At 34.1% G+C, this 21,908-nt stretch carries 21 protein-coding genes and 3 pseudogenes; 5 read left to right on the top strand and 19 right to left on the bottom strand.

What is annotated here, in order from left to right; all coding sequences use genetic code 11:
* Positions 1-122 precede the first annotated feature (122 nt).
* From MHB74_RS14670 to MHB74_RS14725, 12 genes and pseudogenes are all read right to left on the bottom strand, one after another.
* Complete coding sequence (locus MHB74_RS14670) at positions 123-851, bottom strand: hypothetical protein (protein WP_061676908.1); 729 nt, start codon at positions 849-851, stop codon at positions 123-125.
* Between the two features lie 15 nt (positions 852-866).
* Positions 867-1,976 (bottom strand): DUF58 domain-containing protein, encoded by a 1,110-nt coding sequence (locus tag MHB74_RS14675; protein ID WP_061676909.1) that lies wholly within the window; start codon positions 1,974-1,976, stop codon positions 867-869.
* The gene (locus MHB74_RS14680) at positions 1,973-2,905 is read right to left on the bottom strand and encodes an AAA family ATPase (protein ID WP_061676910.1); all 933 of its coding nucleotides are present in this window, start codon (positions 2,903-2,905) and stop codon (positions 1,973-1,975) included. Before MHB74_RS14680 ends, MHB74_RS14675 begins: the two co-directional genes overlap by 4 nt.
* A 210-nt stretch (positions 2,906-3,115) precedes the next feature.
* Positions 3,116-3,418 (bottom strand): annotated as a pseudogene (locus MHB74_RS14685) (immunity protein Imm33 domain-containing protein); the annotation flags it as partial.
* A 22-nt stretch (positions 3,419-3,440) separates the two neighbouring features.
* Entirely contained in the window at positions 3,441-4,283 is an 843-nt protein-coding gene (locus MHB74_RS14690; protein WP_061676911.1) for a hypothetical protein, read from the bottom strand.
* Between the two features lie 132 nt (positions 4,284-4,415).
* Entirely contained in the window at positions 4,416-5,663 is a 1,248-nt protein-coding gene (locus tag MHB74_RS14695) for a PoNi-like cognate immunity protein (protein ID WP_061676912.1), read from the bottom strand.
* Positions 5,664-5,691: 28 nt separating this feature from the next.
* On the bottom strand, positions 5,692-7,329 hold the full coding sequence (locus MHB74_RS14700; RefSeq protein ID WP_061676913.1) for a T7SS effector LXG polymorphic toxin: 1,638 nt from the start codon (positions 7,327-7,329) through the stop codon (positions 5,692-5,694).
* Positions 7,326-7,688 carry a DUF3958 family protein gene (locus MHB74_RS14705; protein WP_044584584.1) on the bottom strand — a complete coding sequence of 121 codons (363 nt, stop codon included), beginning with the start codon at positions 7,686-7,688 and terminating at the stop codon, positions 7,326-7,328. Before MHB74_RS14705 ends, MHB74_RS14700 begins: the two co-directional genes overlap by 4 nt.
* A gap of 40 nt (positions 7,689-7,728) precedes the next feature.
* A complete protein-coding gene (locus tag MHB74_RS14710; protein WP_061676914.1) occupies positions 7,729-8,004 on the bottom strand; it encodes a TIGR04197 family type VII secretion effector in 276 nt (91 codons plus the stop codon).
* 213 nt (positions 8,005-8,217) lie between these two features.
* Entirely contained in the window at positions 8,218-8,511 is a 294-nt protein-coding gene (locus MHB74_RS14715) for a putative quinol monooxygenase (protein ID WP_061676915.1), read from the bottom strand.
* A 44-nt stretch (positions 8,512-8,555) separates the two neighbouring features.
* Positions 8,556-9,194, bottom strand: coding sequence for a nitroreductase family protein (locus MHB74_RS14720; RefSeq protein ID WP_000185378.1), 639 nt, complete (start codon positions 9,192-9,194; stop codon positions 8,556-8,558).
* Between the two features lie 18 nt (positions 9,195-9,212).
* Entirely contained in the window at positions 9,213-9,641 is a 429-nt protein-coding gene (locus MHB74_RS14725) for a MarR family winged helix-turn-helix transcriptional regulator (RefSeq protein ID WP_061676916.1), read from the bottom strand.
* A 264-nt stretch (positions 9,642-9,905) separates the two neighbouring features.
* Between MHB74_RS14725 and MHB74_RS14730 the strand changes: the two genes are divergently transcribed.
* On the top strand, positions 9,906-11,849 hold the full coding sequence (locus tag MHB74_RS14730) for an elongation factor G (protein ID WP_061676917.1): 1,944 nt from the start codon (positions 9,906-9,908) through the stop codon (positions 11,847-11,849).
* A gap of 47 nt (positions 11,850-11,896) precedes the next feature.
* Here MHB74_RS14730 and MHB74_RS14735 read toward each other — a convergent pair whose 3' ends face one another.
* Entirely contained in the window at positions 11,897-12,541 is a 645-nt protein-coding gene (locus MHB74_RS14735) for a hypothetical protein (RefSeq protein WP_061676918.1), read from the bottom strand.
* 21 nt (positions 12,542-12,562) lie between these two features.
* A complete protein-coding gene (locus MHB74_RS14740) occupies positions 12,563-13,030 on the bottom strand; it encodes an NUDIX hydrolase (RefSeq protein ID WP_061676919.1) in 468 nt (155 codons plus the stop codon).
* A gap of 195 nt (positions 13,031-13,225) precedes the next feature.
* Between MHB74_RS14740 and MHB74_RS14745 the strand changes: the two genes are divergently transcribed.
* The gene (locus MHB74_RS14745) at positions 13,226-14,017 is read left to right on the top strand and encodes a DUF4240 domain-containing protein (protein WP_061676920.1); all 792 of its coding nucleotides are present in this window, start codon (positions 13,226-13,228) and stop codon (positions 14,015-14,017) included.
* Between the two features lie 65 nt (positions 14,018-14,082).
* Here MHB74_RS14745 and MHB74_RS14750 read toward each other — a convergent pair whose 3' ends face one another.
* Together MHB74_RS14750 and MHB74_RS14755 are read right to left on the bottom strand one after the other, a co-directional pair.
* A complete protein-coding gene (locus tag MHB74_RS14750) occupies positions 14,083-14,514 on the bottom strand; it encodes an SMI1/KNR4 family protein (RefSeq protein ID WP_061676921.1) in 432 nt (143 codons plus the stop codon).
* A gap of 54 nt (positions 14,515-14,568) precedes the next feature.
* On the bottom strand, positions 14,569-15,594 hold the full coding sequence (locus MHB74_RS14755) for an SDR family oxidoreductase (protein WP_061676922.1): 1,026 nt from the start codon (positions 15,592-15,594) through the stop codon (positions 14,569-14,571).
* A 221-nt stretch (positions 15,595-15,815) separates the two neighbouring features.
* Between MHB74_RS14755 and MHB74_RS14760 the strand changes: the two genes are divergently transcribed.
* A complete protein-coding gene (locus tag MHB74_RS14760; RefSeq protein WP_061676923.1) occupies positions 15,816-16,985 on the top strand; it encodes an MFS transporter in 1,170 nt (389 codons plus the stop codon).
* A gap of 123 nt (positions 16,986-17,108) precedes the next feature.
* Here the strand turns inward: MHB74_RS14760 and MHB74_RS14765 are convergent.
* Together MHB74_RS14765 and MHB74_RS14770 are read right to left on the bottom strand one after the other, a co-directional pair.
* Positions 17,109-17,666 (bottom strand): annotated as a pseudogene (locus MHB74_RS14765) (ABC transporter permease); the annotation flags it as partial.
* Between the two features lie 826 nt (positions 17,667-18,492).
* On the bottom strand, positions 18,493-19,251 hold the full coding sequence (locus tag MHB74_RS14770; protein ID WP_061676924.1) for an SDR family oxidoreductase: 759 nt from the start codon (positions 19,249-19,251) through the stop codon (positions 18,493-18,495).
* Positions 19,252-19,397: 146 nt separating this feature from the next.
* Here MHB74_RS14770 and MHB74_RS14775 point away from each other — a divergent pair, with 146 nt between their 5' ends.
* The gene (locus tag MHB74_RS14775; RefSeq protein WP_061676925.1) at positions 19,398-19,964 is read left to right on the top strand and encodes a TetR/AcrR family transcriptional regulator; all 567 of its coding nucleotides are present in this window, start codon (positions 19,398-19,400) and stop codon (positions 19,962-19,964) included.
* A gap of 140 nt (positions 19,965-20,104) precedes the next feature.
* Positions 20,105-20,741, top strand: a pseudogene (locus MHB74_RS14780) (CPBP family intramembrane glutamic endopeptidase).
* A 201-nt stretch (positions 20,742-20,942) separates the two neighbouring features.
* On the opposite strand, the gene MHB74_RS14785 reads toward MHB74_RS14780, so the two are convergent.
* The gene (locus tag MHB74_RS14785; RefSeq protein ID WP_061676926.1) at positions 20,943-21,884 is read right to left on the bottom strand and encodes a serine hydrolase domain-containing protein; all 942 of its coding nucleotides are present in this window, start codon (positions 21,882-21,884) and stop codon (positions 20,943-20,945) included.
* Positions 21,885-21,908: the final 24 nt, after the last annotated feature.

Consider the following 21,908-nt stretch of genomic DNA (forward strand, 5'->3'; position numbering starts at 1 on the left):
TTTTGAGGTGGGGGTCTTACTGCCCATTAAAGCGGGATAAAAAAGTAAGTATACATTACCATGTAATTAAATATAAGTAAATGAAATTAATTTACAGTTAATTTCATTTACTTATATTAATGTCACGCTTTCCCGTCTCGCTCTATCCATCGTACAGTCTTCTCTACATCTAACCCCGTATACGTCTTTTCTCCATAACGGACAGACTCATATATCGGGATAATATCCCTCGTTCTACAAATTCTGCTTAACCATTGTTGCATCGTTTCATAGGATCTTCTCTGTTCGTGAAACGGTAAAGTTCTTTCCCATTCAATTAACGTTTTCCTTATCGTATCTTTAGGTAACGGCTGTTCAAACTGATGCATCACTTTCTTTTTCTTTTCGGTTCTTTCCGTATTTTCTTTTGTTATCGATTGTTTATCTTGTTCTATTTCTGATTTCGTTACCTTTTTCCTCATTAATTTATAAAAAACATATAGAATAACCACTGCAATAATTACATAAAAAACGACACTAATCCATGCATTTGAAAGAACAGAAAACACATCAGTCCATGAATTTTTTCGTACAAAAAGTGGAATTTTCCTATCTATTTTTGTTCTTGTATCTACAACTCCTGTTTCTTCATCTATAATTCTTTCAGGTTCATCAAACTGTTCGTCTAAACTAGTAAAATCATAGTTTCTTTCCGATATTGTCTCCGTCTTACTAGAAAAAAGCCCTTTTACTATGTCTTGTACATGCACAACACCTTGTGATAACGTTATCGCACTAACCGTAAAGAAAAGTATCATGAAAACTCTAATACTCCAAATCTTCACCTTCATATGTCGCTCTTTATTAGCCATGACATAAACCCTTTCTTATTCTTTAATTACAACCCATTTATTCGTTCTGGTGTATTTCCTTGGAGAAGTACCAAGAATTAAAGGAACTGCATCCAATTCTTTACGACGAAAACCTGCTGTGTAAAAATAACTAGAAGATACAGGGGTATCTTGGTCCGATATTGAGGCGAGTACTTTTAATACATTTTGCAAATGTTTCCGGTTATGACCGTTCTTTATATGCAACAATCCATTATCTTTTACACTATTGATCCAAACTTCAAATGAACAGTTTTGCATAAGCAGTTGTTTACATATGCCTGCTGTTAATTCAATTAGTTCCTCTGTATCATTTCTCAAAGAAATACCGCTTTTATTTTGCAAGTTGAGATATATCGCATATTTATCTGATTGTGTTCGCTCGTACTTTTTCGCGGTTATCGTCCCTGTTTTCGCTGTTGCACTCCAGTGGATAGAACGAAAATCTTCATTTTCATACGACTTCACTCCCATTACTTTCGTTTCATCATATAAGGGTGATGACATCGCTTTTCGAAACCCTCGTGACCATTCTTGTAATTCAGGAACTTGCATTTTCGGAACAGCTGGTAAGACTAAGTAGGACGGCGTATTAACTTGTTTATATGTTATATGGTTCGTTATGAATCCAAAAGGATCAGTAATGACAATTTCTACTTCTTCCCATTTCGCAATTCCTCTTTTTACAGCTACAGCTTGCAAATCAAATGAAACGGACTCTCTTCCTTTTAAATTAAAATTCATATAATAATTTGAACCTGTATTCGTATTTTTGTTTATTTCATCATGATTCCAAGTTAGCTTATTTTCACATTTAAATCGAAATACGATATTGAAAATAGGGAATAACGACTTGTTTGAAATTTTCATTTTGCACACATTCGCTTCACCTATAAAAACGTTTGAATTCCCTTGACTGTATTCCCATTCAACACGAGATACTTTACGTATGTATACATGCATCGCACCTATTAAAATTACATACAAAAATACGAGAGATAAAAACAATAGATTACTTGAAAATACACATAAAATAACGGCTATAGCTGACATAACTCCCATTACGAAAGGCTCCGCTAACGGTGTATACACAAGTTGTTGATTCATTGTACATTCTCCACTGGCACATTAATCGTATGAAGAATTTCTTTCATGATTTGTTCTTTCGTCGTTTTCATTTCCCCCTCAATCGTTAACGTTAAACGATGAACGCAAACAGATGCAGCAAGCGTCTTTATATCATCTGGCGTACAATAATCTCTTTCATTTAATATTGCCCGTGCTTGAATCGCTCTCATAAATGCTAACGTCCCCCGCGGGCTTACTCCAATTTCAATTAACTCATGTTTACGCGTTGCCTCAATAATTTCAAGTAGATAATCTTGCACATCATTCCCTACTAACACTTCTCTTGCTCGTTTTTGCACTGTAATAATTTCTTCAGTTGAAATAATAGAATGTAACGTTTCTAACGGATCATTCATTTGAAACCGATTCATCATTTCCTTTTCTGCTTCTCTCGTAGGATAACCTTGGCGTATTGTGAGTAAAAATCTGTCTAACTGAGCATCAGGTAACGGAAATGTACCCGCTGATTCGAGTGGATTTTGTGTTGCAATAACTAAAAAAGGGTCTGGTAATGAATGTGTCTGTTTCGCAATTGTAACAGTACGCTCTTCCATAACCTCAAGTAACGAAGATTGTGTTCTCGGTACAGCTCGATTAATTTCATCCACTAATACGATATTTGCAAAAATGGGTCCTAACCTCGTTTTAAAATCCGATTCCTTCACATCAAAATATTCAAGACCAATAATATCTCCAGGCAAAGTATCCGCTGTGAATTGAATTCTTTGAAATTTAGCGTCTACACTTTTAGCCAAACTTTTTGCTAATGTTGTTTTTCCCGTCCCAGGTACATCCTCTAATAAAATATGCCCTCTTGCTATAAGTGCTATAGCTGCAAGTTCAATCGCTTCATCTTTTCCTATAATAACCTTCGAAATATTGTCCGTAATTTTCTTTAATGTACTCATATAGTAAACTACCACCTTTAAATTTTCTAAAAATTAAGAATATATACTTTCCAAATTATAACATATGACACTAAGTTGAAACAGAGCAACAAGCAAACTTATATTTTTTCTTTACTCCACGTAAAAAAGCACCTATTGTCCTCCGTTGACAATAAAGTGCTTATCTCACGTGATTTTCATATTGGGCATTTGACACCTTATACACATTCATTATTTTACTATTTCACCCAAAATATCAACATCACATTCATTTAAAATCGCTTTCATTTTGCCCTTCTCAAATACTACTAAATAATTATACGGTAAGGCTAGCACTTGAATAATTGCAGGTTTCATTTTTAATAATTCGTAGGCGTATATGATTTTAAATTCTCCTGATACTTCTTCATTGATGGGACCTATATAGCAACCTGAATCACCTTCATCACAACCACTAGATCTTTGCAAATAAACCGTTTCTTATGGCAACATATTTTTCGCTATCACAATCTTATCGTTGAATTTCATTAATTTTCACTCTGTTTATATTCTCCTTCTATTTAACTAATAACGCTTTATATAATCGTTCAGAGCGTTTCTCGATTTTATCATTGGCATTTCCCATAAATTCAAAAATTCTGCTTTGAACAATTTGATTTTTTTGAATTTCCGATAGTTTGCGGGCCTTTACTTTATTAAATGAATTTGGCAATGGGTATTCAAAACAATGTCCCTCCCATAACTCTAATTTATCATCAATAAAGTCTTGCATATAATAATCTGTTACGAAAGTATCGAAAGAACGGCCTAAAAAACTTTGTAGTGACATTAATGTTAAATCACAATAATCTCTAGTTGCAATAGCACGCCCAACGTTTAATCCTTTAGGCAATAATGTCATATTTCCTATTGTATGTGTCACTGTAGCAAAACGCATAACATCGGGATGATTATTAATATTTTCATAATGATTAAACACTTTTTCAGACAATAACCATTCATACCTTAACAGATTTAAGGCATTTTTTTTAATTAATTTAGGCTTCACACCACGATTATTACAGAATGCATTAAAATCATTTTCCCAAAATGACTTATCACTTGATAGCAATAAAAGCCGGTACGTTTGATAAAAAGAATTCATAGTATCTAAATCTACATTGTTCAAGTTTTTATTTACATATATTTTAGAATATATATCTAAAACAAGATCACATCTATCACAGTCAAATTTTTCTTTTACTCTGTTTAAAACTCTTTCTTGATAATCTTTTTTGTACAAAATAATTTTTTTTACAGGATGTAATTCTTTTTGCACTTCAAATGATGGTGAAAGGTTTTTAATATCAAAGTGAATTACTTCATTTTTATCTAGTTTAATAAAATCTGCCAATCTCAATTCAACAGCCTTCTTTCCCTTTACTTTTTAGTAACTATACGCTCTTTTTTCTCCAACGCATGCATTTTTTTCAATTAACTAGTAAAATGTATTCTAATATTACATATGATGACAACCATTTCAATTTATTCGTTATAGAACTTCCTCTACATCGACACTCTCTATCTTCACTTCATACATATTTGGGATATTTACTTCTTTTGGTACCCATGCATAATAATTTTGATCATTCTCTAACATAAATTGAACTAACTTTGTTTCTGAAACATTCCAGAAATTTTTAAGATTATCGATGTAGTCCTCTAAATCTTCTTTATAGTCCAATTGTAATATATAATCTCTTACCGTCAGGGCAAACACAATTAAACTTCCTAATAAATCCTTTTGCTCATTTTCTTCTTCATACTCTTGTGGTAAGAACCACACTTGACCTATTCCTATCGTTTTTTTGTATTTTTCATAAAAACTACTATCATCCATATTCTCATAGTCATGAATCAATTCATTGACCAATGAATGCCATTGTGGCGGAATCATATTTTCCAATGCAGGATTATGTTCAATTCCTTCTACTATATCCTCGATTTCTTCTGTCTCATCTTCATAGTGATATTCACTTAGGTCTATATGCTTAAATTTCATTTCATTTTTATAATGTGCCAAATCATATGGATAATGGTTATTACCTTTTAAACTCGTATCATCAATTTCGAGTATCTTTACTAGTGCAGCTGTTTCAAAACTCCAATATCCTACATATCCAGGTTCTTTATGAGCATTTTTCCATTCATAATCATAATGGCCTTTAAACCATTCTTTCTCCATATACGTTTGTAATCTTTTAGGCGCTTCTTTTTTATCTGTTTGTGCAAGTTCTATAATCTCTCTCGTTTTTGCATATGGATTTTCTTTATAATATCTGTTCGTCATTTTTGTGTATCCGATATCACTAGCGCATAAGAGGAAATCGATTACTACGTCGTTCATATTTTCCTTCTCAACTAGCTTAGCTAAACTTACAAGATTCTTTTTCTCCGTCTCTAATAAAATCCCTAGAGATATCATCCAAATTAGATTTAAATATCCAACTTCTCTTTCCCCTATATGCCTCAAATCAATAAGAGCGTTGTCAAAATCTCCTTCTATTGTATGGATAGATTCTCCTAGAGAATATTTTGCAATAATATCCTCTAACTCATAATTAAAATTTAATAGATACCTTCCTTCTATAAGACTTTTATTATCTTTAGCCTTTCTTTGAATACCATTCCTTTCATCTTCTTCAAAACTTTTAATCTCCTCTCTATTTTCCTCAATAAACTCTTTATTATATTCTATTCCTTCTCTACATTTTTCTTCTATACATAAAGGATCTCTCATACTATTCAATTCCTCCTAGTGCCTTAAATTATGGCCATTCTCCAATTATGTCTCCCTTTGCATCTATTCTAAATGTTTTCACATTTCCACTACTATCAACCTTTGATAACACTCTCTCAACTTCCTGATCTTGTAATGCTTTCGTAATCTTTGATGCTAATTTTGCATCTCCATCAACTGCCTTCAATATTCTACTTTTTCGGGTTTTCGCACCATTCAACCAACCATCTGACATTTGTCGTCCATCTTTAGTTTTTCCTAATTGTGAACTACCAAACTTTGCTTCATCAATAACATATTTAATATTTGAATTTGGATTTGCATTTTCATATAATCCATCAATTCCTTTTACTATTTTATCATTTATACCTGATGGTGCACTTTTTCCGACTGGCTTTAAATCAAATCCAGCTTCTTTTAAACTTTGATTATTCAATAAATTGTCACTAGATTTTATTTCACCATAATTCCCTTTTTGCTTATTTGTAGCTGTTTTTGCATCAAAATTATCTACATTTTTATTTTTGTTACTGCTAGGTTTACCGTTAGCCGCACCCCCACCAGAAGACTGGATTTTTTGAATAGTATCCTTAGTATTTTGAATCGATTTATTCCAAACAAATCCGCCATGTGCAAAAAGACTAGCCCCAGCAGCTGTTGCTGCTATATCTAATGGAATAACAATTGGTGACGCTAACCCACCAGTTCCTACTTCTGCCACGATAGTTAAGAAATTAGATCCACCTATGAGCGAAATACCTTCAAATATTTCTACAATGGACCCGGCTATTGAGATAACATTTCCAGCCAACCTTCCAGCTTGGTAAGTTGTCTTACTTTCTAATTTATCATTCTCATGTGGTTGTAGTCCAAAAAAGTTTTCTAGTGCTGCATCACCAGCGCCTTGAAAAAATTCGATAACTCCATGCAAAAATGATTGCGCATAAATGGCTGTTTTTTCATGCCATGATCTATCGTCTTCCTGTTCTTGTAAGTTAAATTGTTGTTTTTGCAAAGTAATTTGTTTCATCTCGGTTTGACGAGCTTGTTCTTCTATAATCCCCTGAATCGAACTCACCCAATCCATATTCAAACCTTGTGTACTAAACGTCCCACTCACAGGACTAAATCCTTTCCCGCTTTGTACTTCAGCGAGTCCGGCTGTGATGCTAGCGGCTAATTGGAGGGCGGTGCTGTAGTTGTTGCTGGATGAATGATTGAATTCATATAGACGCTCTAGTTTTTCTTCTAGTTTTTTTCTCATTGCAATTAAGACTGCAGTAATTGCGTCTACTCCAGGCATTGGTGTAAGTACTTCTATTGCTTCTATACTTGCAATGGATTGATTGATTTCTTGTATTTGTTGTCTTATTTCATGTTCGATAACATCTGTTGAAGCAACTTTTGCTTGAAAATCGTTTGGAAATGCTTCGTTTTGGCGAATTAATTCTTCGCATAAGCATATGATTCCTTGCGCTAATGGCCGAAATGTTTGGACAAGGTAGGCTTTTGCACTACTGTATGTTTGTCCTTGTAATACTGTGTCTATCGCAAAGGCATCAATAGATTGAATGGCTTGTTCCATACTTTGAATCGTAGCATTACATATAGCGTTCATACTTTGCGTTTGACTTTGTACTTCTCCCAAATACATGTTTAAACTCATGTATTGGCCTCCCTTTGTAGTTGCTGCTGTTCATAGGAAAGGTCGTTTTCTTTCTCGCTGAGATGCCGTTTTTCTTTAAGCAACGTCTCTTTTTCGTTTTCTAATTCGAATGTAAGTTTTCTTTCATACTGCCCGATCTCTTGCCGCATATTCGTAAAAAGGTGAAATGCTTCTTTGTCACCATACCAAGTTTCTAGTATTCGGTTAAATAAACGATTATTTCTATTTTTCCATTCATGAAAACTAGCCTCAGCTCGTTCTTGATTTTGCAGCGCGATTCGGTTTTCATTTTGTTCTTCAAATATAATTCGTAATTTTTGATTACATTGACTGATTCTCGTTTCAATTTCTTGACTCATCTTTTCTCCCTACCTTTTCCCCTTTACGTAGGTTGTTACATTATTGAAAAGTCTTTTGAAGTCCGGTATCCATTTTCTCAAATTCATTTGCTACGGAATGGATATTATCAATTGTTTGTTGAAAAGCAGCGCAAAACTGTTTCGTGATTTGTAAATTTTGTTGATTTGCTTCTTGTGCTTTGAAGTTCACAGATAGTGTAGTACGCGTTGCCTTATTTATAGTGCGACTAGTAGCACTTTGCATCCTATCTGAAGCATTTCTCATTTTCGTTGCAAGTTGCGTTGCCGTATGCAAATTACTTTGAAATTCTCCCATTACTTACTCCCCTCTACCATTTATTTACAAGAAAATTATAACACGTAAAAATTTTCCGATAAACCGAATGTTCGAATTTAACATACAATTCATCACCATTACTAAAGATAAGAACAACACTTACCTTTCAACCTAACTGTGTCGGAAGTAGGTTCTACTTATACAAAAAAAGATGACCTCAGCTATACGCTAAAGTCATCTTTTTCTACCTTATTATTTCACTAACTCTCCATTATAAGCTTTTATATCTAGTGGAGCAGTTAAAAACTGTTTTACTTTACTAACGAAAGATGTGAAGTGTTCACTCGTATTATGACTCGCAACTGCCTCTGCATCTTTCCACACTTCTACCATCGTATATACATTTTCTTTTTCGGTATCTTTATATAAATCGTAAGATACATTTCCACTTTCTTCTCTTGAACTATGAATGAGCGGACGAATTTCTCCTAAAAATGATTGTTGTTTTGCTGGATCTACTTGAAATATTGCGTGAATAATAATCATGGTGTTTCCCCTCTCATATCTCACTTATTTCTGTATTTATAAAATTACTTCCACTCAGCAACTTTTTCAACTGGAAGACGTACTGATTGGTAACCACTGTCAGCAGCTTTTCCGATTGAAATTAACATAACTGGTACGTGACGTTCTTTATCTAATCCGAATGCTTCTGCGATTTGGTCTTTTTCAAATCCACCAATTGGGCAAGTGTCATAACCGTGAGCACGAGCAGCTAACATAAATTGCATCGCTACAAGTCCACCATCAATTAAAACAGTATCTTTCATTACTTCTGGTGTAACCATTGAGAAGTAACCTGAAAGTTTTTTCATTTGATCTTCTTTTACTTCAGCTGGCATTAAACCGCGCTCTACTGCTGTACCGTAAATTTCTTCTGCGTTATCAAAGTTGTTTAAATCACCAAATACAGCAATCATCGCTGAAGATGTTTCTACTTGAGATTGATTAAATTTCGCAAGTGGCGCAAGTGTTGCTTTCGCTTCGTCACTTTCAATCACTAAAAATCTCCATGGTTGCATGTTTACTGAAGATGGTGCAAGTGTTGCTTCTGTAAGAATTTCTGTCATTTCTTCTTTGCTAATTTTCACGGAAGGATCGTACTTACGAATTGAACGGCGTCCTGTTAAAATTTCGTTAAAATCATTTGTTTTTACTGAGTTAGTCATAGTTGTATTCTCCCTTTTTTAAAGTTCTTTTATATTTTCTTGAATGTGATTTAACACATTTAAAAGATTGTCGCGCTGTTCTTCACTTAATCCTTTAAATGCTGAAGCTGCAAAACGTTCTTTTTCCTCTTGAAACGCCTGAATTTTATTTCGTCCCTCTTCAGTAAGAGACACTAACGTAATTCTGTTATCGTCTGGATTTTTACGTCTTACTATCATTTCATTTGCCTCTAGCTGCTTTAAATGTCTTGTAATCGCAGCATTGTCAATATTCACTTCTTGTTGAAGTGCTTTTTGACTTATTTCACCTACTTCATATAACTGAAGTATAAGCTCTAATCGAGACTGGCTCATACCCGTACACCCTTCAAACTTCGAACTTACTTCTTTATTTAGAAAGTGTAATTTATATAAAATAATCGCTTCTTTTGAGCATGAACTTGTCAAACTATCCCTCCTTTACATACAAAACAAAAAATGTTTGATGTATCAATAGTTGATATGTCAATTAATATAATCTATATCGATTTAGAATGCAAGCATTTTGTTTTCATTTATATTTTCCAAATTAAGGCGCTTTGTCGCGTTACAAATAATGTTAATTGCACTATAATAGTACTAATTTAAATGACTGGAGAGTGATTGTAATGCGGCAATACACAAATAGAAATGAGGAATTAAAAATGGGAAATGAAATGAGGATATTCACATATGACAACAATAAATATAGGGATTGTCGCGCACGTAGACGCTGGCAAGACGAGTTTGACTGAGCGTATTCTTTATGAAACGAATGTAATTAAAGAAATTGGCTGGGTTGATAGTGGCAATACGCAAACTGACTCAATGGAATTAGAGAGACAACGCGGAATTACGATTAAAGCTTCTGTCGTTTCTTTCTGTATCAATGACTTAAAAGTAAATGTCATTGATACACCTGGACACGCTGATTTTATCGCTGAAGTAGAGCGATCATTCCGCGTTTTAGACGGTGCAATTTTAGTTATTTCTGCCGTTGAAGGTGTGCAAGCGCAAACAAAAATTTTAATGCGAACATTACAGAAACTAAACATACCGACTATTTTATTCGTTAATAAAATTGATCGTAGTGGCGCAAATACTGAAAAAGTTATGAAACAAATAAAAGAGGTTCTTTCAAATGAAGCATTCCCTTTCTACTATGTAAAAAACGCAGGAACAAAGGAAGCAAGAATTATTGAATACAAATCATATGACGATTGTATGGAACTGTTAGCACCATATAATGAATCATTACTTGCGTCATATGTAAATGACGAAATCGTACCGGACACATTATTAAGAGAAAAGCTCATTACACAAATAGCACAAGCAAATGTGTTCCCTATCTTTTTTGGATCAGCCATGACAGGTATGGGTGTAACTGAACTGCTCGAAAATATTTCAGACTTAATTCCCGCTAATAAGCCTGCTGAAAATGAAACATTATCCGGTGTTGTTTTTAAAATTGAACGTGAACCTTCTGGGGAAAAGATTGCATATGTAAGAGTTTTTTCTGGTCGTTTACACGTTAGAAAATATGTTCATATACAGCGTGATGAAGCTCCAGCACATAAAGAAAAGATTAAAAAAATATGCCTATTTCATAACGGAAATGCGGTTCAAGCTTCTATCGTTCCTAGCGGAGAATTTTGCAAAGTGTGGGGACTGAGTGATATTAAAATTGGTGATATTATCGGTGAACGGACTGATTATATAAAAGATATTCACTTTGCCGAACCACAAATGGAAGCTGCTATTGAAGCATTACCAAAAGAACGTATTCATGATCTATACGCTGCACTTATGGAGCTATGTGAAGAAGATCCGCTTATTAAAGTGTGGAAAGATGATATTCATAATGAACTATATATTCGCCTTTTCGGTGAAGTACAAAAAGAAGTAATTGAAACAACTCTTTCGGAGAAATATAATTTGCAAGTTACTTTCTCAAATACGCGGGTCGTATGTATTGAGAAACCAATTGGCGTAGGGAATAGCGTTGAAGTAATGGGCGAAAAAGCGAATCCATTTTACGCAACAATTGGTTTTAAAATCGAACGGGGTGAACTTAATTCTGGCATAACATATACGTTAGGTGTTGAACTTGGATCACTTCCATTAGCATTTCATAAAGCGATTGAAGATACTGTATTTCAAACGTTAAAACAAGGATTATATGGATGGAAAGTTACGGACATTATCGTCACGTTAACACATACAGGTTATGCTAGTCCTGTTACAACAGCGAGTGACTTTAGAAACTTAACACCACTCGTTTTAATGGATGCATTAAAGCAAGCCGGAACATGTGTATATGAACCAGTAAACGAATTCGAATTAACTGTCCCAGAGCAAGCAATTAGTACCGCGATGTATAAGCTCGCTGCCATTCCAGCAACTTTTAGCGAGCCTAAATTATACAATGATTCTTACCAGTTAACAGGCTCATTACCTGTTGCGAAAACAGAGCATTTTAAGCGAATACTCCATTCATTTACAGAAGGAGACGGTATATTTACAGTGAATCCCACTGGTTACACAAAACTGAAGGCTCCCTTCCCTACTCGAAAACGTGTTGATTATAATCCGCTGAATCGTAAGGATTATTTACTTCATGTGTTGAGGGCTTATTAAATAAAAAAGAGGTGCAAATTGCACCTCTTTTTTCATGTATTGATAGGTTAGTTTGTCCTAACAACTTCTTTAAGCTTTTCTATTATTTTTGCTATCGCTTTAATTGAATTCTCTGTTTCCAATCCCCCAACATTTACAGAATGATTTGCGTTTTTGACAACTTCAATCTGTAAATTCGTTTTATGTAACTGGTCGATTTGATCTGCATTATATTGGTGATCTTTATCTCCAATTACTAATAGCCCTTCATGATGACTAAGTAGGATTGAATCAAAAATGGAATCAAAAGTTAGTAAAGGTGTAAGTAGTATCATTTTTGAATGTAAAAACTCTTCTCTCTTCATTAAATCATTTGCAATCGGAATTGTTCCGAGTGACTTCCCTAAAAACATTGTATGATTGTATTGCTCACCTTTTAATACTTCCTTCATTACAGGATTAATATCCTCCATCATTACTTTCGTTATTTCTTCCATTGATTTATTCATTACCTGTTCGTCATAAGAATAATGAATATGTACTACATCTATTTTATTTTCGAGCATAAGCATCGTCGCATAGTAAAATAACGGTTTATCATAATTATATCCTGAACCTGAGAACATAAAGCAAACCGTACTGGAACCTTTTTCGATATGTGTATATGGAATTACTTTGCTGTCTACATGAATCTCTTTTTTAGTCCCCTTCATCCTTTTCCCCTCCGCATACATTTACTTTTGTAAAACGATATGCTCTGTATGAACGAATACATCCTTTACTTTCTCTTTTATAACTGCTGGCTGTAAGTTATATGTATCTAACTCTTCTACCGGCACCCACTTAAAGAAATACGTTCTACCTTCTTCTTCCAAAATATATTGATCCGCTCCATTCGCAGGTAACTCATGAAGCTCTACTTCATAATAAAAACTGATTTCATGAAACTTTCGTTCAGAAAGTGTAAAGAAATTTTCTACCGACCATATTAATCTCTTCACCTCAATAGGAACTGCTAACTCTTCCGCAAGCTCTCGTTTTAACGCATCTTCACTATTTTCTAGCATTTTCACTCTTCCGCCTGGTACGTACCAAAAATCTTCACCGTCACCTTGCAGAATGAGTATTTTATTATCGTGTTTACAAATTGCTCCAACGCGGTAATTAAAACATGTTTCCTCCACTTTAAACGTTAAATCCACAATGATTGCCCCCTATATTGAATTTAAAAATTGCTATATAAATGTATGTACTGTACAAATAAGATTACTAAATTTTTCTATTTCATTCAATGAGTTTTGAACTTTCTGGTAATTACACTTAATCTTTATCATTACAGGTATATATACATATGATACAATCACAGGGCACACCAGAAAAACATTATGGGGGTACGAATGGAAACATTATTAATCCAGCAAACTGAGAAATCAAATAAGTTTTGGAAAATCGTTGTGAAAGAAAAGGACTATGTTGTATTTTACGGAAAAATTGGCACAGCTGGTAGTGTGAAAGCGAAAGAGTTTGAAACAGAAGCAGAATGTATGAAAGAAGCTAACAAACTAATTGCTTCCAAACGTAAAAAGGGATATACAGACCCATGCCCTGGGGAAAATTACATAAAAGAAAAAACGATAACAGAAGAAGAATTTTGGGAGCTGCTTAATCGTGCAAAAACAAAAGGTGAAGATCAAGAAGAACAAATAGAATGGCTTACTTCTCATCTCGCTAAACGTACAGTACACGAAATTGTAGCTTTTGATACGCATATGCATCGCATACTAAAAGATTCCTATACGTCACGTTTATGGGCAGCAGCCTATATTATTTTTGGTGGGTGTTCAGATGACACTTTTGACTACTTCCGCGGATGGTTATTATATCAAGGAAAAGAGACATACGAAGCTTGTATTGAAGATCCAGAACGATTAATTCCTGTATTAGAAAATTTGAGTGAGTATGACGTTCCAGAAATAGAAGAACTTTCTTTATATTTCGGCTTCACTGTATACGCAGAAAAAACTGGTGACGAAGATGATACTTACTTTACACTTTACCATGTCTTATCTAATGAAGAATTCGACGATTTAGATTTTGAATTTGACTGGAATGAAGACGATGAAGAAGGTTTAAAAAAGATATTTCCTAAGCTATGGGAAATGTACGGAGAAGAACCAATTGAGTGGTAGGTTAATTATACGTAAAAAAGTGCCTTGTTTCTTTAGTAACAAGGCACTTTTTCTTGATACTATGTTTAAATTGTTATTTTTCCATTCTCCCACCACTCCATAAAAGTCTTTAAAGAAGGAGCAACCCACGTTCTACTATCATTTTCATGGTTCCATACATATAGATCATCTCTTTGCACGATTCCATTCAAAATGGAATAACCAAACAAATCACCATTTCCGCCATCAGCAATAAATAATAAACAGTCAAAAGGCATATATAAATCCTTGAAATCAACTATATTTCTCATATTCATATTCTCAGTTTTAATTTTTGAAGTAGACCATATAAAATCCCCGTATTCACCTTCTACACCGTTTGTTTCCTGTAATAATTGATATAACTCATTCGGTAACTCCACATGTAAACAGTTTTGTATATCAGTTAGTTCATCCGTCATAGCTGGGTTTTTCAAATTTAAGTTTGGTGAGATACTGTGAATGGTGTTTTTCCACATCACCTTTTCTCCTCCTTATGTGCAATCAAGTATATTCAAAGGGCTCATCTAAATTTATTGATACCACTTTTCTAACAACTCTTTCTCCCTCTCTCCTGAAATACCTGCTTTTAATTCCCATTCATCCACACTCTTCATCCACTCATACACATCTGTAACTGTATGTTCTAACCTTCTAAAAGTAAGTCCTTCTTTCACAGCACTTTCAATACTAATAGAAAAACCACCTTCCCACGGCTTTGTCTCACCTTCTAATGAAAAAGTTTCAGGAAGCCATAGTGGCATCTCTGTCCAAGGCTGCACATTATGTTCACTCATAAACGATTCGTCTACCCAAACGAATGCAGCATCACTATTCGTAACTTTTTTACACGTACTTAATAGCTCTTCCATCGTCAATTCATAACTTGGACCTGTTACATTAAATGTGCCTGTCTTATTGTTTTCTGTCATATTTAGTCCCCAGTTTGCGATGTCTTTTATATCAACTATCTGCACTGGACGGTCTTTTCTCCCTGGAACTAACACTTCTCCGCCCTTTGCTACACGACCAATCCAGTATGGAAGCCGATCTGTATAATCAAACATTCCTGAAAGAAGTCCTGCTCTTACGTGTAAAACGCGCCCCGGCCAATACTTCTCTGCTTCTTTTTCACACAATACTTTCAGCGCACCGTAATACTTATAAGGAGAAACTTCACCATTCTCCACAGCCTTTATTTGATCACCCGTAGGTTCAGGTTGTAATATATAATCTTCTTTTATATGATGCGGAATCCAATCTTTATAAACGGAAAGACTTGAAATGAATATATAATGCTTTATATTATCCCGTAAGACTTCTCCAACATTTCTAATGTGATGTGGAGAAAATCCACACGTGTCGACTATCGCGTCCCATTTTCGATTTTCTAAACTTGAGACATCATCATTTCTGTCACCGATTAACTGCTCTACTTCAGGAAAAATTTCTTTATTTGTTCCGCGATTAAATAATGTAACTTCATGCCCTCTTTTTAATGCCTCTTCTACAAAAGCTCTTCCTAAAAAACGTGTACCACCTAGAATTAAAATCTTCATAGTTCTCCCCCATTCGTGATTGAAAATCCTTTCTTTTGTTAAACGATTTTTTGCCCTTAAAAGTTACGGGATAATTTGTTTTTTTGAAATAAAATGATAGTTCTTAATTTATAAAATTACTATGAATTCTTTTTTTATTATTAAGCTTGCGCTTTAAATAATAGAATGGTAATCTTTCATACTGAAGTACATTTTAAAAAATTATTAAAGAGAGGTGTTTTATGAACAAACGTGTTTATTTATTGACGATCGTTTCTTTTGTCGTCGGCCTAGTAGAGATGATTTTCGGCGGTATACTTCCTTTAGTCGCAAATGATCTCGGTATTTCCTTAGGGCAAGCAGGGATGTTAATTTCCGTTTTTTCTTTAACTTTTGCCATATCAGGTCCCTTGCTACTTTCTGCAACATCAAAGATGGAACGAAAACGACTGATGCTTTTAACTTTATCTGTGGCGTTGTTTGCCAATATGATAACTGTTTTAAGCACAAGTTACACTTTACTTTTAGTTACCAGAATCATTTCGGCAATGTGCGCAGCACTTTTAATTTCCCTTTGTTTAACAATCGCTTCCAATATTAGTTCAGAAGCTTACCGTGCTCGTGCGATTAGTTTAGTATTAATGGGTGTTAGTGCTTCTCTCGTTTTAGGTGTTCCTTTTGGATTAATGCTAGGTAACGCTTTCGGTTGGCGCGCTCCGTTTATCTTTATTGTCGTTTTAACTGCAATTTCAATTGTATGTATCCAATTATTATTAGGAAAAATGGAACCGAAACCAAGTATTTCGATTCAAGCACAACTACAAACATTAAAAAACAAAAAAATCATACGCATTCAACTTACGTCTGTTTTATTTTTTGGAGGCCATTTAACACTATATGCCTACCTTACTCCATTCTTACAAGGAGCACTCGGTCTTGATGGAAACTGGCTAAGCGTAATGTATTTGATTGTCGGTATCGCTGCTATTATCGGCGGAGGTATAGGCGGATTGTTGTCAGATCGTATAGGTCCTAAGAAAACGATTGTTACTATCATTCCCATTTTTGCAATATCCATTTTCATTCTTCCTTTTACTACATTCAATACAGTACTTTTCCTGATTGTTATGATAGTTTGGAGTATGCTGAGCTGGGCACTTCAACCAGCTATTCAAAGCTATTTAATCGTATCCGCTCCTCATACATCGGACATTCAGCAAAGTCTAAACAACTCAGCAGTCCATGTAGGAATGGCATTTGGCTCGACAATTGGAGGTATTACAATTGAACATCTAGGCATTGAAGCGAATGCTGTAATAGGTGGTATTCTAGTAGTAATAGCTTTATTTACCAGCCTCGCTTCCATGCATAGGAAAAAACAAAAAGTGAATACAAAATCAAAAGTAATATAACTTTATTATGAGGCTTACAGCAGGCATTGGAGTTCAGATTTATCATCCTCCAGTGGATGTCAATGAGCACAAGAGCAAACTCGTTCTTGTACTGATTAACATTGGCTGTATGAAATGCCTCCATTCAAATGTAGTTTCATTTTTCATACGTCGTTTTATCTCATCAGGCATATCCTTTAAACCGATGTAAACATTGTTATTATAAATATGTTCATCATTCGCTCCGTTCACGCCTTTAACTCTATATTCTTTACTAAACAGTTTTATTGTTTCAGATTCTTTATAAATGTTCTTTCCGACAATTACACTATTTTCTTCCCCCTCTTTCATTCGAGAACCTTTTATTAATGGAGGAGACCAATTCGTATTTATAAGTCCAATCATCGTTACTTCCCCTATGCCGGGGATTCCAATTCTCATATTATTTGTAATAACACTTGAGTTCTTAAAAGTGGTTTCTGTTAACTCTTGAATTGCTTTGAAATCCAATTCCCCAAAACTAGTAAGCTGAACAGAATAGTAATATTTAAAATAACCATGTTTTCGCTCATAAAATTCTTCATCGTAATCATTTCGAATCGACATCGCTATAAGTATGGGCAGAATTGTTAACGTAAATCCAATAAATAACATAATGAATATTTTTTTGTTCACTGCTATTTCTTTTAATAGTAGCTTCATATTCCCTCCGTATTTTAAAAGCTTTCAAAAAGATATATATCCTTTTTAACAATTTTCATTTCGTATGAACTCTACACTTAGGCAAGAAAATTTTAAAATATTATTCCGTTTCCCAAAATCATCATAAAATACACATTAACTTTTCATAAAATTTCTATACACACTTCATCCCCTTTTTGTAAAATATTTTTAGTATGCGGCTTCATTATACATAGAAAAATGGAGGTTAAAATAAAACAATCGAAATATTAACAATTTTTTACGTTGCGTTTATTCTTCAGTTAACTTAATGACATTAAGTTATTTTCCAAACTCCTTTTCTATGTAAAAAAGACGGTATGAGATCTCATACCGCCTTTATATCTTAAATTTAATTGTTAGGAAGAATATATTTCACAATCAATTCCCATCTATCCTCTGCATTTCATATAACCTGAGAAGCAATCACTACCACCATCGCCCATTGCACAGTATGAAAAGATGCCACCCTCTTCTCGTAACCACCATAAGTAACAATATTGATTTTGATTCTTTTATCCTTGATTTTGATAGAATTTCTTTTCCTTCACTCATCATATTAGGAAGTTCCCCTTATACTATTTGCGATATGATAAAGCATATGTAGGGTGAAAGTATCATTGTTTCGTCGCAAAACATGGTTTACTTTATTCAAAGTCATGCAAAGTACGTAAAAATATTTTCGAACCGATAAAAATAGCTATTTAAATGTTAGTATTAATTTATAATGTAAAAAGGAATGCTCCTGCCGAATTGACAGGAGCATTCCTTTTTAAAATTTATTTACTTATATATATTTGAATTAAAATTAATACGAAGTCCAGCCTCCATCTACAGAAATCACTTGTCCGTTTACGAAACTAGCTTCGTCTGAACCTAGGAAGATAGCCAATTGTGCAACTTCTTCTGGTTGTCCAGCACGTGGATTAATTGCCATACCTAATGCTTGGCGGCTCGCACCAAATTCGCTCACATTTGTCATTGTAGAAGCAATGTTTGTTATGACTGCTCCAGGAGCGATACCGTTACAACGGATGTTGTTGTTCGCATACATAAACGCAGTGTTTTTTGTTAGGCCAACGACTGCGTGTTTAGATGCTGTGTAAACAGCACCAGCACGTGCACCGTATAATCCACCTGCAGAAATATTATTGACGATTGTACCGTGTCCTTGTTCCAAGAATAGATTTACTGCCATACGCATTGTTTTCATTACAGATACTGTATTTACAGAGAAAACCTTCTCCCAACGTTCGTCTGAAACTTCACCAACAGGCTCCATTCCATCCATGATACCTGCATTATTAACAAGAATATCTAATTTCCCGTAAGCTTGTATTGTTTCATCGAAAAGACGTTGAATATCTTGATCTGAGGTAACGTCTGTTTGAACAGCAATGGCCTCTGCACCTGTAGCTTTAATTCCTTGTACTACATGTTGAGCCCCTTCTAAGTTTAAATCTGATACTACAACTTTTGCTCCTTCTGTCGTATAACCTTCTGCAATTGCTTTCCCCATGCCTGACGCAGCACCAGTAACAATTGCTACTTTATCTTTTAATCTCATCTGAAACGGCCCCCTTTGTCTTTTATTGCACAGTTGTTCAATAAAAATTATAATAATACAAAAGAACTCTTACAATGAGCAAAAAACTGATAAATGTTCAATACTTAACACATTGTAAGAAATGTGTTCAATAAGAGGTGAAAAAAATGATGCGTACAGACATGCGTATTATAAAAACAAAAGAGGCGTTACATAACGCATTGCTAGAATTATTAAACGAAAAAACTTTAGAAGTCATCTCTATCTCGGAAATTTGCAGAAAAGCCAAAATAAATCGTGGCACCTTTTACTTGCATTATAAACAAGTAGAAGATTTATTTGAGGAGTATTTCAAAGAAATCACAGCAGATTTGACCCGTTCTTATCAAGAGCCTTATCGCTACGTATCAGTATTGAAAACTAGTAAATTAGATCCTTCTACAATTCGGATTTTTCATCATATCGAAAAATATAAAACGTTCTATAGAATTGTTTTTTCCAAAAAGGTTCCTTTAATGTACTATTATTTATTTTTTGAGGAAATAAAGCATTTATTATTTCAAGATAAAGGGTCTTTGCTTAAAGAAGGGGTGAATGATTCACTTTATTGTTCCTACCAAGCGAATGCCATTATTGGCATCATTATTGAGTGGTATCAAAATGATTTTTCTTATAGTACTAGTTATTTAAATGATCAACTTGTTCAAATTTTAAATATGGAAGTAGACGGTTAACACTATATATACTAAGGTAGGTGAACAATATGAATAGGAACATAGTTTATCATACAACATTATGTATGTATTGCCTTACATCACTTGTATATATCATCTTACTGAACATAGAAAATGGTCGTAATTATTTAGGGTTTACGATGGTTGTTCCGCTTTTAGCTGCTATTTTATATCAGAAATTATATAAGAAACAAAAAATAGTTCATACATTTGGAATTTCACGTCCAAAAATAAGAACATTAATTTTCTCCATTTTATTCCCAATACTTCTAGGTCTATGTCTGCATTTCTATTTTTATATTTATAATATAAAATTCTTATTTCATCATTGGAATGAATTAGGAGTTCTCCTACTCATTGGTCTTACAATTGCTGCTTTGTCTGCATTTTTAGAAGAAATCATATGGCATGGAAATTTTCATTACCATTTACGAAAAAAAATATTCATTAAAACAAACAGCAATCATTACTGCATCTCTTTGGTCTTTATGGCATTTACCAGTATCAATCTTTTATAAAAACTATGAATTATGGTTTGTAGGTATATTAAGCTATCTCTCGTTATTATTTATATTATCTATAATTTTGACGTATACAAGAGAGTATAGCCATTCTGTGATAACACCTGCAATTTTACATGGTATGTTTAATGTATTTTATTTAACAGATGGAGTAGAAACAAAATGGGATATTAGCCTAATGGAATTAATTAAATTTATCTTGCTAGTAATTGTGTTTGGCATGATGTATCTAATACATCGAAAAGTTAAAAAATAGTTACCAATAAAAAAACATTTCATTTTTGTGTATATTAATTAGCTCAATAAGTACTTCAACACCTTGCAATTATTCAATAATCGTATAGGTGTTGAAGTTTTCTAATCTTAGTTGAACGACTTTGTTCTCACAACGCTAATTTCAATCATGGTGAATATAACAAGTATAACTAATCCTTTTATTTTCATAAAAATTCACATCTTAATCTTTTGAATAAGGAAGTATGCACTCTTTAATTAACTTCCATCTATCCTCTGCATTCGGTATGATTTCAGAAGCAATCGCCACCACCAGTTCCTTCTCTGGTACGCAGCAAATTACATTCCCACCATCGCCCATTGCACAGTATGTAAAGATTCCATCCTCTTCTCGTAACCACCATAAGTAACCGTAATGATTTGGGTTCATTGCTATTGATTCTTTTACCCAAGATTTTGAAAGAATTTGTTCTCCATTATAAATACCTTCATGCAAATACAGCTGTCCAAACTTAGCCATATCTCTAGCTGTTAACGTAAGTCCCCAGCCGCCCGTTGAAATACCATTTGGATCGTGAACCCATCCTTTCACATCTTTTCCGAATAGGTCATCGAATCCAAATGCTTTCATATTGTAGTTTTGAATTTCTCTCATGCCGAGTGGTCGAAATAAATACTCATTCGCAAAGTCCCGGGCACTTTTTCCTATTGCGCTCGTTATGATTGCTGATAGTACATGCGCTCCTGCAGATGAATATTTAAAAATCCCAACTTCTCCGCCTGCTCCTATCCTATTTAACGTATACTGTACCCAATCTCGTTGCGTACATAGCTCTTCTAACGGTTCCTGCCAGTCTACGAAAGGATGTGGAGCTGTCATTGTCAACAGATGTCGTACTGTTATTTCAGATGAATGAACGTTATATTCCGGGAAAAATTCTATTACTTTTTGATTAACACTTTTTATATAACCTTTATCTACACATATCCCAATTAACGCAGAAATAATCGTTTTTGTAACTGACGCTACATGAAATGCATCATCTGAACCGTGATCATTATAATAATTTTCAAAAACAACATTACCTTTCTGTACTACTAACATACCATTAATATTTTTGTATTCTTCTTTTATAATCAGATCTAACTTTTCAGCAGTTTTCATTATTCATTCCCCTTTAACCCATGA

It is taken from the genome of Bacillus sp. FSL K6-0069, assembly GCF_038007785.1.
Lineage (GTDB): Bacteria > Bacillota > Bacilli > Bacillales > Bacillaceae_G > Bacillus_A > Bacillus_A mobilis.